The sequence below is a fragment of the Desulfosporomusa polytropa genome (genome assembly GCF_055380075.1).
In genome coordinates, this window is sequence record NZ_AP042400.1 from 3,617,438 (window position 1) to 3,634,472 (window position 17,035).

Sequence of the window (17,035 nt, forward strand, 5' to 3'; positions counted from 1 at the left end):
ACATATCCCTCCTTTGCGATTCATCACCCATAGCATTTGCACAAAGTAAAGCTGCTATTCCCACTCTGGATATTTTACTAAATTTTCTTGTGACACTTTACGCAATTACGACCTTGCTGTTTTGCACAATAAAGCGCCTGATCGGCAGCGTTAATAAGCTCGACTTTCGGCTGAACCCACTTGCAGGAGCTTTCAAAGGTGGCAACCCCCAAACTAATGGTAATTTTAATGCTTGCAGCATCAACGTCAAAGCTAGCCTCTTTAATAGAATTCCGGAAGTTCTCAGCCAATTGTATGGCTTCCTCCAGACAAGTTTCCGGCAGTACCACCGCAAATTCCTCGCCGCCATACCGGGCAATCATATCAGTTGGGCGAAAGCCTTCTTTAATTGCAATTCCCATTTTCTGCAAGATGACGTCACCGGCCAAATGTCCCCATGTGTCATTCACTTTCTTGAAAAAGTCGATATCCAGCATAATCAAACTCAACGGCCGGTGATAATTTAGGGTACGGCTAATCTCACGTTCTAACACCACTTCAAACTGGCGGCGATTGGCCAGCCTGGTCAAGGGGTCTGTCAGAGCCATCGCTTGGAAATGGTCATATAGATAGGCCCGTTCAAGCCCGATCGCCGTCTGACTAGCGATGGTGCTGAGCACAAGCTCTTTACTTGGCGGAATTTCCTGCATAGGATCATTCCACCCAAGCACGATCAATCCCTGTAGCTTACCACTAGCTAGGAGCGGCAGGATATTAAGGCGCCGCGACAAGAGTACTGACATAGTAATAAGTCCCCGCTGAGTCTCCTCATAGGCAGTACCGTCATCCATACTACTAAGTCCACTCCAAGGCCAGGTCATTTTCCCGTCAGAAAATACATGCTGTAAATGATCAATTTCTCGTTGTTCAAAACCAGTATCAAACACCGGCTCAGTATGAATACCATCATCCCGATAGTGCATGATGAACGCCACGGCCCCATTGGCGGCAAACAAATTATAGAGTTTGTCGGTTACTCTGGTCAGTATCGCGGCAGGCGATTTCTGAACCGCTAACTCTTTAACAATATCATAAAGCAGGCTGAGTTCGGCAAAACTCTCCACCGTGGTTGCATACACCCTGGCATTCTTAATGGCTTCACCGGCATGATGAGAAAAAACGCTCAAAAATTGGGCATCATGCTGGGTAAAATCTTTCTCTTTGCGGGAAAAAATCTCTAGTACACCAATAACATCGCCATTGTGCCTAATTGGTGCACCAACCATCGACTTTAGCCCAGCCTGACTGACAGCCTCAATAATCCATTCCGGATAATGACTGATATAATCAACAACAAGCGGTTTTTTCTCGGTAAATACTTTGCCCATAAAGCTTTTTTCCGGATTGATTTTATCTGGTGGTTTAAAACTGCTAATATAAGCTACTATTTTTAGTGTTTTATTTTCGGCCAGCGCCAAATAAACATGATCACACTGAAATACCGTTCCGGTAGCAGATACAACCTGCTGCAGCATCGCCTCCAGGTCATGCTTGCTGGCCAGTGTAGCGCCTAGCTGAATGAAGGCTTGCTGCAGGATGTGTTCATTGTCTTTAGTTTCTTTATACAAGGTCATATTCTTGGCGACCATCGCCTGGAGTGCACGATTCAGGCGCGAAATATGCATATATGGTCGCACAACAGAGGTTTGTAGCAAAGATCGTAATACATAATAGTAGGATATGATTTTGTACCCATGTCCAAGCAAGTTGAAATTATCATAAACATTAGCATACAAGGTAAACGCCAGACTAGCAGCCAGGCTAAATACCAGACTAACCCGCAGCAAAAACACTGCTTGCTGTGACGGGTTGCGGTGACCATACATATAAATAGCCAATACCGTAAGCAACATGGTCGTATATTCGAGAGCAACCTTCTCCCAGGTTTGCCCCTGCTCTGGTATAAACATGGGAATCAGGGAATGCTCAAAGAGTACTACCAAAGCTACACAGGCCGTAGTCATGGTAATTGTCACTGTCAGAAGATACAAGCGGTGAAAGGCAGGATTTTTACTGCGGCGCGGAATATAGACGGCAGCCAGCAGTCCAGCACTAACCAACACCCGACTGATAATCCAAAATATCGCTGCTTTATTTTCACTATTTAGGGTGATAAAATCAGGCATTCCTTTATAGGACAGCAGATGAGCAATATCCAACAAACCCACGGCCAAGAAAACCATGGCAATCACCAGATCACGGCTGTTTTTTGTTTGTGGCCAGCCATACCACACTACGACAAATATACTTATTCCGATTGCTAAACAAATTATTTCACTAACTGAATGCATGATAAGATAGAGTTGATTAGTATAAACAATATAAAAAACCTTGGGCAACCAGGAGAATACTCCCAAGATACCAAATAATACTGCCGCAAGGGCTACGAGTTGCACATTAGCTTTATTAGCTTTAATGGTATTAATTAACAATGACACCTTTATCCAGCCCCTCCCACTCAGGTAACTATTACTAATCGTGTTACTAACATAATATGCCACAACAAAGAACAGTGTTACTTATGTCAATATCAGACTAAAGTCCTAAATAACTAAGACCAATACATATTCCTTTTCTACTTTTATTTATGTATAATAATGGTAGGCACACTAAGGAGGATCGCCGTATGCTTATCAGTGAGATAAAAGCCGGTATGGTACTGGCACGCGATATGTTTGATGATGATAACGGTACTTTGCTTCTCGAACAAGGCATTGCCCTTACAGAAGACTATATTTCCCGGCTTAAACAGCGGGGCGTAACCAATATTTCTATTTATGATCCCTTTGCGGCTGAACTAAAAAAGCACACAGTAATTGCTCCTGAAATCCGAGCAGAGCTTATCCGGTGCTTCCGTTCGCTTTTTCATAAAAAAAGCCAATATATGCTTGATTCTGACCTACGAACCATCTACTTCAAACAAATCCGGCAAACTGTTGGACAGATTATTGACGAAACTGAAAAAAATCTGGGACAGATTATTAATGTACAAGTGCGTCAGCCTAATGAAGATGAAATCGACCATGCCATCAATGTCTGTCTTCTGGTAGTAGCCACAGGTCTATATATTAAACTGCCACGCCCAGTCCTTATGGATTTAGCATTGGGAGCATTGTTTCATGATCTGGGCAAGATGGTTATGCCTGTTAATGACGGTCTGACAGTCGACCCTGGGCGCTTGCACCCTATTTATGGTCAACAACTTCTCCTCAAAAACAAGGCCGGAGCCATCATATCCCGTATTGCGGCTGAACATCATGAGCGCTATGATGGACAAGGTTATCCTTCCGGGTTGGCAGGCAAAGAAATTCATCCACTGTCACGATTAGTTGCCATTGCCAATTACTTTGATAATATGATAGATGCTGCCGCGAAAACCGGCGAATCACGTAGCACTATTGTGGAAAATATGCTGGCAAATGGCAATACCTTTTTTGACATGTATCTATTACGGGCTTTTTTCCACACCACGCCCCTCTATTCAGTCGGCTGTCTGGTTAGATTAAACAACAATCAAAAAGCTTATGTCATAAAAAACAAAGTACGCTTTGCATCTACCCCCACAGTACAGCTTGCCCAGCAAAACACCCGTGCAAATAGTCATGGTCAAATTATCGATTTAGCCATGAAGCCCCAACTTGCTATTGTTGATGTAATTGCAGACTAAATAAAAACGTCACGCAAAAATCGCGCGACGTTTTATTTATCCCCATTTTTTTGATTCAAACCGCCACCACAAAATAGCACTTCGAATCACAAAATCACCAGCAGTAATATACCAGGCAGCCGTAATGTCATAACCCCAAACGCTAATAAACAAATACACTAACGGCAGACGTATCAGCCATACCCCCATTGTCGTAATATACATGGGCCACCGTGTATCCCCTGCCCCACGGAGAGCTCCCCCTAATACAAAACAAATGGCAAGGGTCGGTTGCTCCAGTACAGCAATCATCACACACAATGTGCCCCAATGGATGACCTGTGGATCATCAATAAACAGCATAGTCAATTGCTTAGCAAAGATAAAAATAACTACCCCAGCAGCTGTCATGCTTAACCATGCGATTTTATTGGTTAGCCATGCAAACTGTATGGCACGGTGGGGCATGCCTTTACCTAAATACTGACCGACCAGAGTCATAGACGCCACGGAGAAGCCGAACCCTGGCAAAAAGGATATAGATTCAACTTGAAGAGCGATTTGGTGAGCGGCAAATTGCTGCGAACCCACGCCGGCCAGCATGAATGTAAATACTATACGCCCACTCTGCATTGCCAGTTGCTCTAAGGCTGCTGGTACACTAATGTCCACAATGCGGGCAATTACCTTGCTGCGAATTACTAACACATGTCGCCAGGATAGCTGAACCTTTTGTGTGCGATTAAGAGCAATCAAGGCAGCTACTGCACCTACTAGCTGCGATACTCCCATTCCCCAGGCGGCACCATAAGGTCCCATGGCCGGTAAACCGTGTCCAAAAACAAGTACATAAGCAATAAAAATTGCTGAGATATTGCTAAACAGCGTAATATAAAAAGCGGTCTGTGTTTTCCCCATACCCCGCAAGGCGGCATTCGCAATCGACATAATTAAGAACAAAGGCGTAAACATAAACGTAATTTTAACCAGTCCAGCAGCCAGCCCAGCCACGTCCGGTTCAGCCGCCGTCAAGCTTAGTACAAATTCGGCTGTGAACCAGCCGATAACAGCTAATCCTGTCCCCAAAAACGCCCCCAGCATAATGGCCTGACCAATAATAGTCCTGACTTCCAGCCAGTTACCTGCTCCGGTTTCCCTGGCCACAATCGCGGCAGCACCAGTGCCTGCGGCAGCAAACACCATTGCTGTGGAAAATTGCAGCATTGTTGCCAAACCAACCGCAGCCAGCGGTACCGCACCAAGCTGGCCTACCATGGCTGTAAGCAACACACCAACAGCCATGATCCCAATACCTTCTAAAATCACGGGCCAGGCCAATTTTATAATTTGTCGCCGCATATAGTCTGCAATAGAAACAATCACTATATCTCGTCCCCTTAATTCCCTTGATGAATGTTAGACCAGTTTATTTATAATTTCTGCATCGTAAAAAAATAGTCCTTTTTCAGCAAGAGCTACCATCACTATATTGTACTAACAGGTAAAACTGATTATAATAAAGCGAGAATACACTAAACAAAGCTGGTGAACATATGCTAATTACCGATATCCCCGCGATTATTGCGCGTGAGCTGACTGTTAAGCCTCATCAGGTAACAGCTACCATGAACCTATTAGATGATGGGAATACCGTCCCCTTTATTTCCCGTTACCGCAAAGAAGCTACCGGTGAGCTAAACGAGGAACATATCCGTACCATTGAGGAACGTACTCAATACCTACGAAATCTTATCAAGCGCCAAGAGGAAATTCTCGTCAGCATTGAATCTCAGGACAAATTAACTCCTGAACTAACCCAAGCCATTCATTCAGCCACTAAACTGCAAGAACTGGAAGACCTGTATCTGCCCTACCGACCAAAAAAACGGACACGGGCGCAAATCGCTCGTGAAAAGGGCCTAGAACCATTAGCAACAATAATCCTGGCTCAACAACAAACGACCGGCAATGTCCTAGACTTAGCGGCTGAGTACATCAATGAAGAACATGAAATTACTACTGCCGAACTGGCATTAAGCGGTGCCCAGGATATCATTGCCGAAACAGTCAGTGAGCAGGCCGATGTCCGCGCTCTGCTCCGTAAAGAGTTGTGGCAAAAGGCGGAAATCGCTACCCAGCTTGGTGTAGCTGAAACAGAAGCCAAGGAATTTCTAACCTACAAAGACTACCGCGAACCAGTTAATCGCATGCCGTCCCACCGGATTTTGGCGGTCAATCGCGGCGAAACTAAAGGCACACTCAAGGTGACCCTCGTCATTGATCAGGAAGCTAACATCCGGCTGATTGCTAATAAAATACATAGCGGCAACTCCATTTTTAGCCAGATTATTACCGATGCCATTACTGATGGCTACAAACGCCTATTATTTCCGGCACTAGAGCGAGAGATCCGCGCCCTCTTAACCGAAAACGCTGAAAAACAGGCCATCCGCGTATTTGGTCTCAATCTGCGTCCCTTATTACTACAAGCGCCACTAGCAGGACATACAGTCATGGGTCTTGACCCTGGTTACCGTACTGGCTGCAAACTGGCAGTAGTCGGCCCGACTGGTGCTGTGCTAGCAACCAACACGCTCTACCTCACCATGAGCGAACGCCAGCGTCAGGAAGCTGAAGCCAAAGCACTAGAGCTAATCCGCACCCATAGCGTTACTCTGATTTCCATTGGCAATGGCACAGCTTCCTATGAAACTGAGGAATTTGCTGCCAACTTGATTAGCACCCACAATCTGAACGTCCACTACATTATTGCTAATGAAGCCGGGGCGTCAGTATACTCAGCCTCCAAACTGGCCAAAGAAGAGCTGCCTGACCTAGATGTGACTATCCGCGGGGCGGTCTCCATCGCCCGTCGAATCCAAGATCCACTGGCCGAACTGGTAAAAATCGATCCAAAATCCATTGGAGTTGGCCAATATCAACATGATGTAAACCAGAAAGAACTTGGCGGCACTTTAACAAATGTCGTCGAATCCTGCGTTAACCATGTTGGTGTTGAACTTAATACTGCTTCCCCAGCACTCCTTACCTATGTCGCTGGAATCAATGCCAGCGTCGCTAAAAACATTGTAGCCTACCGCACCGAGAACGGCCAATTCAAAAGCCGTAAAGAACTCCTAAAGGTCGCCAGGTTAGGTAAAGCCGCTTTTACCCAGTGCGCTGGTTTTTTACGTATTGCCCAGGCTGGTAACCCCCTGGATAACACTCCGGTTCACCCAGAATCCTATGAACTGGCAGCAGCCATCTTAGAAAAATTAGGCTTCACGTTAAAAGATTTATCAGACAAAAATAGATTGGCCGCCCTGCAGCAAGCAGCACCGACCGCTGATGCTGCCTGTCTGGCAGCCGAACTCAATGCTGGTGAACCGACAGTCCGGGACATCCTAGCCGCCTTAGCAAAACCAGGACGTGATCCACGTGAAGATGTACCACCACCCCAAACCCGTAAAAATATTGTCAAACTCTCTGATATTACTCCTGGTACTCTGGTCAAAGGTACTGTCCACAATGTGACCGATTTTGGCGTATTTGTTGATATCGGCATCAAAATCAATGGTCTAATCCATCGTTCAGAGCTAAGCCATAAGTTTTTCCGCCATCCCACCGAGGTAGTCGCCGTTGGCGATATTATCGACGTAGTGGTTATTAGTGTGGACGAAGAACGTAAGCGCATTGGCCTTAGTCTTAAACAAGTTCCTAAAGAATAAGCAAGAAGCCCTGTATCTGTTAAAAAGATACAGGGCTTCTATTTTGGAGGTTAATTACCCCCGTAACACAGTAAATGGCGGATTACTATATACCTTTTCTTCAATAGCTGCCTTAAGCTCATCACCGGTTGTTCTTAGCAGATAAATCTGGCCAGTAAGTCCACTCACCAACGTTTCGTCTTGAATTTCACTCAAATTTATGGCTGTACTTAGCAAACTGGCAGTAATACCAGCGTGAGCGGCAACCACACCAGCCATTAAATCGCTTACTACCATTTTATCCACTATACCAATAATAGATTTGCCAATTTCCATGACCTCAAGACAGGCTCTAGCTGTTTCAATTGGTACTTCAGCTGCCTGCTTAAGCGCTTTTTGCAAGGCCAGATTCCGCACCTTTTGTTCTTCAGTAGTTGTTGCTGCTAACCCGGCTGTAGCTAGTAATCCCGTCAGAGCTAACGCATCACGGTCAATTAATATTGTCAGTTCAATATGCAGTCTGCTCAGATCGGCTTGTTTAGCAATTAAAACCTCGTTGTGTTCCATATGCTCGGGACTTTTCAAGGAATAGGTTACTGCCATTTCTAATAATGCTGCCGCCATAAGCCCATAGCTGGCCGCCGCACTCCCCCCGCCTGGTGGAACTTCATCAGAAGCCAATTTAGTGGCAAAGTCATTGATACTTAATGAACTTAACATATCTATCTTCTTCCCCTCTTTTTCAGCCTATTCATCATCTCTATATGTCAACACATCATCCAACTGCGCCTGCGAACTTCTTTTATGCAGAACATCACTCAGCGCTAACAATAAACTGATAATGTGGCTGCCCACCAAAATAAATTTGGACTTCGATACCATTTAACTCTTTACCAAGCACTTCAGCCAAGCTATTCGCGTCTGTCTCGGCAAGTTCAGCCCCGTAATACAAACTAACCATACTAGTATCGGCTCCCACCAAATGTACTACAAGTTTCTTTAAGGCACTAGCCATAGAATCAGCCCACACCACCACACTGCCATCAATTACCCCAATATAGGAGCCTTCCGGCACAATCTGACCGGCCACTGTGGAGTCGCGAACAGCCATGGTCAGACTCCCGGACCTGACAGCCGCCTGGGCCTCATTCATTCGGCTTAGGTTAACCTCAAGCTGGCTGTCAGGGTCAAAGGCAAGAATGGCCGCTAGCCCTTGCGGAATATTGATTGTTGGCACAATAGCCACCTGATCACCCAATAACTTCTTGGCCTGCGCTGCTGCCAAAACAATGTTTTTATTATTTGGCAAAATGATGTATTGTTCAGCCGCTCCATTGTGCACAGCTGTTATAAATTCTTCAACAGGTGGATTCAAGGTCTGGCCGCCTGAGATAATACTATTGGCTCCAAGCTGCCGCATGATAGCAATCAATCCTTCGCCTGCAGCCACGCTGATTACTGCTAGTTTGGCCCGATCCTTGGCCAGGGCTGCCAGCACAGCTGACTTGTTCTCGCCCAACTCAATAGTTTGTCGATGTTGATCAGCCATATTATCAATTTTAATATCATGGAGTGTCCCCCAGGCAATAGCTGATTCTAACACTGCTCCCGGCTGTGCAGTGTGAATATGTACCTTAAGGATATCTTCACCTGGTGCAAGCACTAGCGATTCGCCCATTTGCTCTAACTGGCGTTTTACTTCCACTAAGCTGGCCGCAAACCGTTTAACGATAAACTCAGTACAATAAGGGTGAGCAATGGTAATGTCAGCAGTGATGCCTGGCACAGTCAACATACGCCCAAAATCAGCCTCCGGCCCGGTAAATCTTCCTTCCAGCCCCTCTAGGCAGCCACCCAAGAAGACAATTAATCCCTGGCCACCGGCATCTACTACACCAGCCGCCTTTAGCGCTGGCAATAGTTCCGGCGTCCTTATCAGCTCTTCCTTCCCAGCGTTTATAGCCGCTTTCAGGATATCCGCAAAAGTCGCATTATCCCGCACCGCCCGGTAGGTCCCTTTGGCAATTCCCTTGGCAACCGTTAAGATAGTTCCTTCTACCGGTCTCGCAACAGCCCGATAGGCATATAGCACGCCATACTGAAAGGCTTTACCAACTTCCGTAGACGTGGCAGTATCTTTGCCTGACAATCCTCTGGCAATACCACGCAGAAGCTGTGATAAAATAACCCCAGAATTACCTCTGGCCCCCATGATAGCGCTGTCAGCCCCCCTACGAGCCAAAGACCCGATCCCTTCATCAGGCGCTTCTGTCACAGCTTTAGTTACCGATCCCAGCGTTAGCAGCATATTAGTTCCAGTATCGCCATCAGGGACCGGAAAGACATTCAGACTATTTATATATTCGTGTTCACGCATAAATGCACTATAAGACCCGGCAATCATCCGGCGAAAATCTTTACCGTCAATTACTTCAACACTTGGCTGCATAGTATTATCCCCTTCCGCGCCCTTATACCTTGGATTGAAAAATCAATCCAATAACCCCAGGACCCAAGTGAGCACCCAATACTGACCCAAGCGCAGCCCGAGATACAGGGATAGCAGGATAACGCTGGCGAATGGTTGTCATCATTTCTTCGACCACAGTCGGCTCACCATCATATACTACGCCAATATACTCCAGACTATCTTCCCGAGAAAGTTCCTCCAGCATTCGGGCTATAGCGCGTGTTTTGATGCGAACCTTATCAAGCACCTGCACCTTTCCCTCCCGTAATGTAAGAATTGGCTTAACTTGCAAAATAGAGCCCAACAAAGCTGCTGCCCCGCCAATGCGCCCACCCTTACGCAGATATTCCAATGAGTCAACAATAAATAACGTGCGAGTAGCAGCTGCCATGCGCTCTAACTGTTCGGCGATTACCCTTGCCGGCTCACCGGCAGCTGCCATAGCTAACGCCGCCTCTGCCATTTTTATCATACCAATCGCACTCGTACAAGAGTCAACAACATAGATTTCCTGACCTGCAAAGTCCTTCGCTACTGCTTTAGCCCCATTAACGGTGCCACTTAATCCACCCGCAAGACAAATCACAATAACCGGCTGTCCTGTTGCTGCCGGCGCAAAAGCCTGGACAAAGTCACCAGGCGCTGGTTGTGAAGTCTGGGGATATACCCCCTTTTCCCGAGTAAGCCGGAACAATTCTGCAGTAGTTAACTCCGGTTCGTTCCACTCGTCCACACCAAAAATAATTTTCAGCGGTACAACCTGGAGATTGGCATGAGCTGCTAGCATTTCTTCCGGAACATTGGCCGTACTGTCAATCACTATCTGTATATTCAAAAACGTACGCAACTCCTCTCCTACTCCCTTAACCTATATCTTACCAAATAATCTGGCGCAAATACACAAAAAAATCATTATACTTTCTTGACAAAAATTACAGCAAATTCTAAAATCTTAGTTTTACTGACAGGAAGTAGGATATTATACGGCGAAACTAGTTATAATTATACTATTTATTAAGGAGTAGCTATGAATAACCAACTCCTCTTTGCTTTAGATATCGGAACCCGCAGCGTTGTCGGCCTTGTCGGCGAACTAGAAAATGGCATAATCAAATTAGTGGCCTCAGACCGGGAAGAACATCATACCCGTGCTATGCTTGACGGTCAAATACATGATGTTCAGGAGGTAGCCGAAGTACTAGCCTCTGTCAAAACACGACTGGAAGCCACTACTGGCAAGCTAACCAAAGTAGCTGTCGCTGCTGCTGGGCGAGCTTTATGCACACTCAGAATCTCTGCAACCCTTGACACCGCCTCCCATGGCGCTCTTACTGCTGAAGATGAGCGATCTCTTGAGTTAGCTGCCATCCAGACAGCGCAAGCTGAGCTAGCTACTTCAGGCACGGTACCAGAGCCGTCTGATTATTACTGTGTCGGCTACAGTGTCATTAGCTTCAGCTTAGATGGTACCCACATAAAAAGTCTGGTAGGCCAGCGCGGTAAGCATTCTGCCATTGAAGTTATTGCTACCTTTTTACCACGGCAGGTTATTGACTCTTTGCAGTCAGCTATTCAAAGAGTGGGACTAGAAATGGCCACCCTTACCTTAGAGCCTATTGCCGCGATTAATGTGCTTATTCCTTCTACTATGCGCCATCTTAATCTGGTGCTTATTGATGTCGGTGCCGGTACGTCTGATATAGCCATTACCCGTGACGGTTCAGTCATTGCCTATGGTATGGTGCCGTTTGCTGGTGATGAAATCACCGAAGCCATCTCCCAACAGTTTTTGCTTGATTTTAATGTTGCGGAAACCGTCAAACGCCAAGTGGGTGGTAACCATAAAAAAATTTCCTTCACCGATGTGTTAGGTATGTCCCAAAAAGTTTCCGTTAAAGCCGTTGTTGAAGCCATGACCTCCAAAGTAGGAGAGCTCGCCCAAGCCCTTGCCACCGAAATACTCGCGCTCAATACCGAATGTCCGCAAGCAGTATTATTGGTTGGCGGTGGGGCGCTAACACCACTATTACCGGAAGCCTTGGCCAAAGCACTTGCTATGCCAGCTTCCAGAGTAGCCATTCGCCGTCCTGATTCAATTGAGGGCATTACCGGTATACCTGCGTCACTTTGCACCCCAGATTCAGTAACACCGCTGGGAATTTTAAAGCTAGCTGGTGGACGCACACTCAACTTTATCAATATTACGCTAAATGAACGGACAATCCGCTTATTTAATTTAAGTCGGTTAACCGTAGCTGATGCTTTGCTCGCTGCCGGCATTGATATCCGGACGCTGCGTGGCCGCCCTGGCATGGGATTGACCATATCTGTCAACGGTGAAACCCGGTTTATTGCCGGCAGTCATGGCACTCCTGGTGAAATTCTAAAAAACAACCAGCCTGCCAAATTAAATGATGCGCTCCAAGACCAGGATACTATTGTGGTAAGCCTTGGTACAGACGGAACAGCGCCAGCGCCGCTTTTGAAAGATACAATACCAGTGATGAAGCCGCTGCCAGTTACCATTGACGGCAAAAAGTACCTGCTAGAGCAGCCAATAACCGTAAACGGAACCCCCGCCGCCCCAAACACGGTGCTATGTGACCGTGATCAAATTTGTGCTAATCCCAAGCTCACACTCCGTCAGGCACTAACCCAACTAAATCTTGAGCCTGACCCTACCGAGTATGTCTACCAGATTAACGGTGCTGAACGCACATATACAATTTGGCCCAAATACTCTATAAATAGCGTCCTGTCAGCACCTGATACACTCTTAACTTCTGGCAATATCATTGAAATACTCAAACTGCCACCGCCGACTCTGGCAGAAGTGCTGGGAATTAATACCCAGGGCAGTGACAGTTCTCTTACGGTTTTATTTAATGGTACGCCTTGCTCAATCCCTATTTACCGTCATACTGTGCTGGTAGATGGACATCATGCGGATATCAGCCTGCCTGCTCCTTCCGGCAGCGCTATTGATTTCACTACCACCACAGCCCTCCAACCACTGATTAGCGATGTACTCCTAGCTGCCGATTTTGATCCGCTTAGCCTGCCAGTTACGGCCAGAGTAAACGTGCTTTTGAATGGCTCGCCTACAGAATATACCGCCATCGTCAAAAACGGCGATAGTGTGTCTATTCAAATAATTGAAAAATAAAATTACGTAGGACTGTGATACATATCACAGTCCTACACTGCTTCATCCCCTATAATAAAAACATAAGTTAAATAACAAGGGGGATAACAACATGAGTATGTTTTGCCATCAATGTGAACAAACTGCAGGCGGTGCCGGTTGCACCAAGGTTGGTGTCTGTGGTAAAAATGAAGATATCGCCAGCTTACAGGACACCCTACTATTCGGTCTTAAAGGCATTGCCGCCTATGCGCACCATGCACGTGAATTGGGTGCTCGTAACGAGGAAGTAGATGCCTTCGCACATGACGCCCTCTTTTTCACACTGACTAACGTAAACTTCAGCCTGGAAAAACACATCGAAATGGTACTTAAATGTGGTGAGATTAACCTTAAGGTTATGGAGATGTTAGATAAAGCCCATGTTGATCATTTCGGCTCACCTGTACCTACCGAAGTATTTACCGGCTTTAAAGCAGGCCACGGCATCCTGGTTACCGGCCATGACCTGTTAGATTTAGAGGAACTTTTAAAGCAAACGGACGGTACTGGCATCAACATCTATACCCATGGCGAAATGTTGCCAGGCCATGCCTATCCTGAGCTCAAAAAGTACAAGCATCTTGTCGGCAATTACGGTACTGCCTGGCAGAACCAACGCCCAGAATTTGAAGCCTTCCCTGGCGCAATTTTGGTAACTACCAACTGTGTTATGCCGCTGACAGCCAACCAAACCTACGGCGATCGGATCTTCACCCGCAGTGTAACTGGCCTTCAAGGCGGTAACCATATTGTTGACCGCGATTTCTCCGCCGTCATTGCCAAAGCCCAAGCCTTGCCACAACTACCTGATAAGGCGGGTGCCTATACACTTACCACCGGGTTCCACCACAATGCCATTCTTGGCCTTGCTGATAAAATCGTCGAAGCCGTTAAAGCCGGAAAAATCAAACGCTTCTTCCTGATCGGCGGCTGCGACGGTGCCAAACCTGGCCGCAACTACTACACCGAACTGGCCGAAAAAGTACCTCAAGATTGCATAATTCTCACCGTAGCCTGCGGTAAATACCGCTTCAACCATCTTGACTTTGGCACCATTGATGGTATTCCCCGTCTTATCGACCTTGGTCAATGCAACAATGCTTACTCTGGTATCCAAGTGGCTATTGCCCTCGCCCAGGTATTCAACTGCGGCGTAAACGACCTGCCACTCTCCTTTGTATTATCCTGGTTTGAGCAAAAAGCAGTTGCCATCCTGCTCACGCTGCTGCACCTTGGCGTCAAAAACATTCGCCTTGGCCCAACAGCTCCGGCCTTTGTATCACCAGGAGTATTTAAGGTACTGAGTGACAACTTCGGTCTCCAGCCGATCACCACACCTGATGAAGACTTAAAAGCTATGTTAGGCTAAAAATGTGATTACCCGAAAAGAGACTGCTTGTCCGCAACACTAGCGGCAAGCAGTCTCTTTTTACATTCTGTTCCCTTCCCTTAAAACACCGCACACTGGTTGCGTCCCTGGCTTTTGGCACGATACAAAGCGCTGTCGGCTTCACTGAATGCATCCTCACAGGCTATATTCGGATTCTTAAGCGATACCCCAATACTAATGGTAATTTTCAAACGTTCCCCTTTATGAATAAAATCGCAATTGGCCACTTGAAAGCGCAGTCTTTCGGCAATCTTTAAACCCAAATCAAGTGAAGTCCCGGGAAGTACCAGCGCAAACTCCTCGCCACCATAGCGAAAAGCCACATCCTTGCTTCGAATACTCATTTTTATCATTCTGCCGACCATTTCCAAGACTTGATCACCAAACAAGTGACCACAACTATCATTTAATTGCTTAAAATGGTCAATATCCACCATCAATAAGACATACTGTGAAATCTCAGCTGTCTTTTCCAAATACGCCCGATGGTTTAACAAGCCTGTCAGCTGATCAGTATGCGCCAACTTATAGTGGTGAGCATTTTCCCGCATGAGCTCTGCAATCTGTTCTTGGTTTTCAAATTGTGCTTCTACCACATTACGCATATAAACAGCGGTAAAAGACATCACCGCAAAACTAAAAACATTAAATGCTATTTCAAGCCAAAAATCTACTGCCATAACAGATGCTGCCACAACCTGGGAAGCCACATAAACAACAGCAATAACCATTGTCAGACGCATAGCCCGGTCGCGTCCCACCTTGAGCACCATCCGCATTAACAGCAAATGATATAAGACATTACTGTATACCGCTCCGGCTATAGTAAGTCCGGCACACAGCGCTAAATTGACAATAAGCTCACGAAGGTTGGGCTTAGCCTGACGTACACATAAGAACATATTATAAAGAGTGTATAGAATGGCCAAACCGATAATTACCAACCGGTGCGGCCCTTGATTAAGTATGGCTGCTATCAGGGAAAACAATACCGCAATCGCACTCATTCGCCTGATAATCAGTTGTAGCTGTGAGACCGGATCACCCCACACTTTCATCATATTCCTACCCTTACTTACACTCATGTTACTCAAACTCCTTTAAACACTAGGAGGAAATGTACTCGTATGGTACTATAGTATCATATTTTCAGAATAAATAGTAAGGTTTATCTGATATTGATTAGTAAAAAATTTCAACAAAATGTACTATAGTTTTACAAAACAAAACACTTCCCTTGTACATTTGTACGCAGGAAGTGTTTTGTTTTAATTTTACTTTTTCCGGAGGTATTCAGCGACTTTCTTAAAAGCATTACCACTAGCATAAATTGTCGCATTGATATCCTCTTGGGTATGAGCAGCAGACATAAAAGACGCTTCGAACTGCGATGGAGCCAAATAAATTCCTTGCTCCAGCATAGCATGAAAGTAAATATTGAAAGCACCTGTATCCGAACGTTTGGCACTATCGTAGTCGTAAACAGCCTGCTCATTAAAGAACAACCCAAACATCGAGCCGGCTTGGTGAAATTGGTAATCAAAGCCAAACTCCTTTGCCTTTGCCTGGATACCAGCACACAGTGCCGCTGTTTTGGCCGTAATTTTTTCGTAGAATTCAGCTTCATTTGTTATTAACTGCAAGGTAACAAGTCCGGCCGTCATAGCCAGAGGATTACCGCTCAGTGTACCTGCTTGATATACCGGCCCAGCTGGTGCAACTAGCTCCATGATATCCCGGCGTCCACCATAAGCACCCACCGGCAGACCGCCACCAATAACTTTCCCCAAACAGGTCAGATCAGGCGTAATATTATAGGCTTCCTGCGCCCCACCATATGCTACCCGGAAACCAGACATAACCTCATCAAAAATCAACAGTGCACCATACTGTTCAGTAATGGCGCGTACCTTGTCCAGATACTCCGGCAGCGGCAATACCAGACCCATATTACCAGGTACAGGTTCGATAATAACTGCAGCAATTTCTTTCCCCTGTTGTTCAAATAGCTTGCTTAATCCATCGGCATCATTGTACTCAACTGTTATCGTATTGCTGGTAATGCTTTCTGGTACACCAGGGCTATCAGGCACACCTAAGGTAGTTGCCCCTGAACCAGCCTTAACCAGCAGACTGTCATGATGGCCATGATAGCAACCGGCGAATTTGACAATCTTATTTCGTTTGGTGTAAGCCCTAGCCACTCTCAGGACACTCATTGTGGCCTCTGTACCTGAATTGACAAACCGGACAAGATCCATGGAAGGAATGGCTTCCGTAATCAACCTGGCAAGTTCGGTCTCCAGCAGTGTAGGAGCGCCATAGCTTGTGCCGCGTTCCAAGGCATTGCGTAGCTCAGCAGTCACCTCCGGATGAGCATGTCCCAAGATCATGGGACCCCAGGAACCTACATAATCAATATACTCATTACCATCAATATCAAAAATATGACTGCCGGTTGCCCTGGTAATAAAGGGCGGCGTACCACCGACCCCCCGGAAAGAACGGACCGGGCTGTTAACACCGCCAGGAATATATCGTTTAGCTTCTGCAAAAGCAGTTGCTGCTTTATCTAATTTAAATGTCATGTGAAAAT

11 protein-coding genes are annotated in these 17,035 nt (G+C 46.1%); 4 read left to right on the forward strand and 7 right to left on the reverse strand.

Features of this window, described 5'->3' with window-relative positions; all coding sequences use genetic code 11:
* Positions 1 to 77 precede the first annotated feature (77 nt).
* The gene (locus tag ACZ449_RS18650; protein WP_464257562.1) at positions 78 to 2,477 is read right to left on the reverse strand and encodes an MASE3 domain-containing protein; all 2,400 of its coding nucleotides are present in this window, start codon (positions 2,475 to 2,477) and stop codon (positions 78 to 80) included.
* 188 nt (positions 2,478 to 2,665) lie between these two features.
* On the opposite strand from ACZ449_RS18650, the gene ACZ449_RS18655 reads away from it, so the two are divergent.
* Entirely contained in the window at positions 2,666 to 3,706 is a 1,041-nt protein-coding gene (locus ACZ449_RS18655) for an HD-GYP domain-containing protein (protein ID WP_464257563.1), read from the forward strand.
* Between the two features lie 36 nt (positions 3,707 to 3,742).
* Here the strand turns inward: ACZ449_RS18655 and ACZ449_RS18660 are convergent, their stop codons facing one another.
* The gene (locus ACZ449_RS18660) at positions 3,743 to 5,068 is read right to left on the reverse strand and encodes an MATE family efflux transporter (RefSeq protein ID WP_464257564.1); all 1,326 of its coding nucleotides are present in this window, start codon (positions 5,066 to 5,068) and stop codon (positions 3,743 to 3,745) included.
* A gap of 170 nt (positions 5,069 to 5,238) precedes the next feature.
* On the opposite strand from ACZ449_RS18660, the gene ACZ449_RS18665 reads away from it, so the two are divergent.
* Positions 5,239 to 7,413: a Tex family protein gene (locus ACZ449_RS18665; RefSeq protein ID WP_464257565.1), complete on the forward strand. Its 2,175-nt coding sequence runs from the start codon at positions 5,239 to 5,241 to the stop codon at positions 7,411 to 7,413.
* A gap of 54 nt (positions 7,414 to 7,467) precedes the next feature.
* Here ACZ449_RS18665 and ACZ449_RS18670 read toward each other — a convergent pair whose 3' ends face one another.
* The 3 genes from ACZ449_RS18670 to ACZ449_RS18680 form a co-directional block, all read right to left on the reverse strand.
* Positions 7,468 to 8,112, reverse strand: a complete 645-nt coding sequence (locus ACZ449_RS18670; protein ID WP_464257566.1) for a cyclodeaminase/cyclohydrolase family protein — start codon at positions 8,110 to 8,112, stop codon at positions 7,468 to 7,470.
* 94 nt (positions 8,113 to 8,206) lie between these two features.
* A complete protein-coding gene (locus tag ACZ449_RS18675; protein ID WP_464257567.1) occupies positions 8,207 to 9,841 on the reverse strand; it encodes a DAK2 domain-containing protein in 1,635 nt (544 codons plus the stop codon).
* Between the two features lie 22 nt (positions 9,842 to 9,863).
* The gene (locus tag ACZ449_RS18680; protein WP_464257568.1) at positions 9,864 to 10,697 is read right to left on the reverse strand and encodes a DegV family protein; all 834 of its coding nucleotides are present in this window, start codon (positions 10,695 to 10,697) and stop codon (positions 9,864 to 9,866) included.
* Positions 10,698 to 10,889: 192 nt separating this feature from the next.
* Here ACZ449_RS18680 and ACZ449_RS18685 point away from each other — a divergent pair, with 192 nt between their 5' ends.
* Both ACZ449_RS18685 and hcp read left to right on the forward strand, forming a co-directional pair.
* Positions 10,890 to 13,028, forward strand: coding sequence for a cell division protein FtsA (locus tag ACZ449_RS18685; protein ID WP_464257569.1), 2,139 nt, complete (start codon positions 10,890 to 10,892; stop codon positions 13,026 to 13,028).
* A gap of 91 nt (positions 13,029 to 13,119) precedes the next feature.
* A complete protein-coding gene (gene hcp, locus ACZ449_RS18690) occupies positions 13,120 to 14,418 on the forward strand; it encodes a hydroxylamine reductase (RefSeq protein WP_464257570.1) in 1,299 nt (432 codons plus the stop codon).
* Between the two features lie 80 nt (positions 14,419 to 14,498).
* Here the strand turns inward: hcp and ACZ449_RS18695 are convergent, their stop codons facing one another.
* Entirely contained in the window at positions 14,499 to 15,524 is a 1,026-nt protein-coding gene (locus ACZ449_RS18695) for a GGDEF domain-containing protein (RefSeq protein ID WP_464257571.1), read from the reverse strand.
* Between the two features lie 189 nt (positions 15,525 to 15,713).
* Complete coding sequence (gene hemL / locus ACZ449_RS18700) at positions 15,714 to 17,027, reverse strand: glutamate-1-semialdehyde 2,1-aminomutase (protein WP_464257572.1); 1,314 nt, start codon at positions 17,025 to 17,027, stop codon at positions 15,714 to 15,716.
* Positions 17,028 to 17,035: the final 8 nt, after the last annotated feature.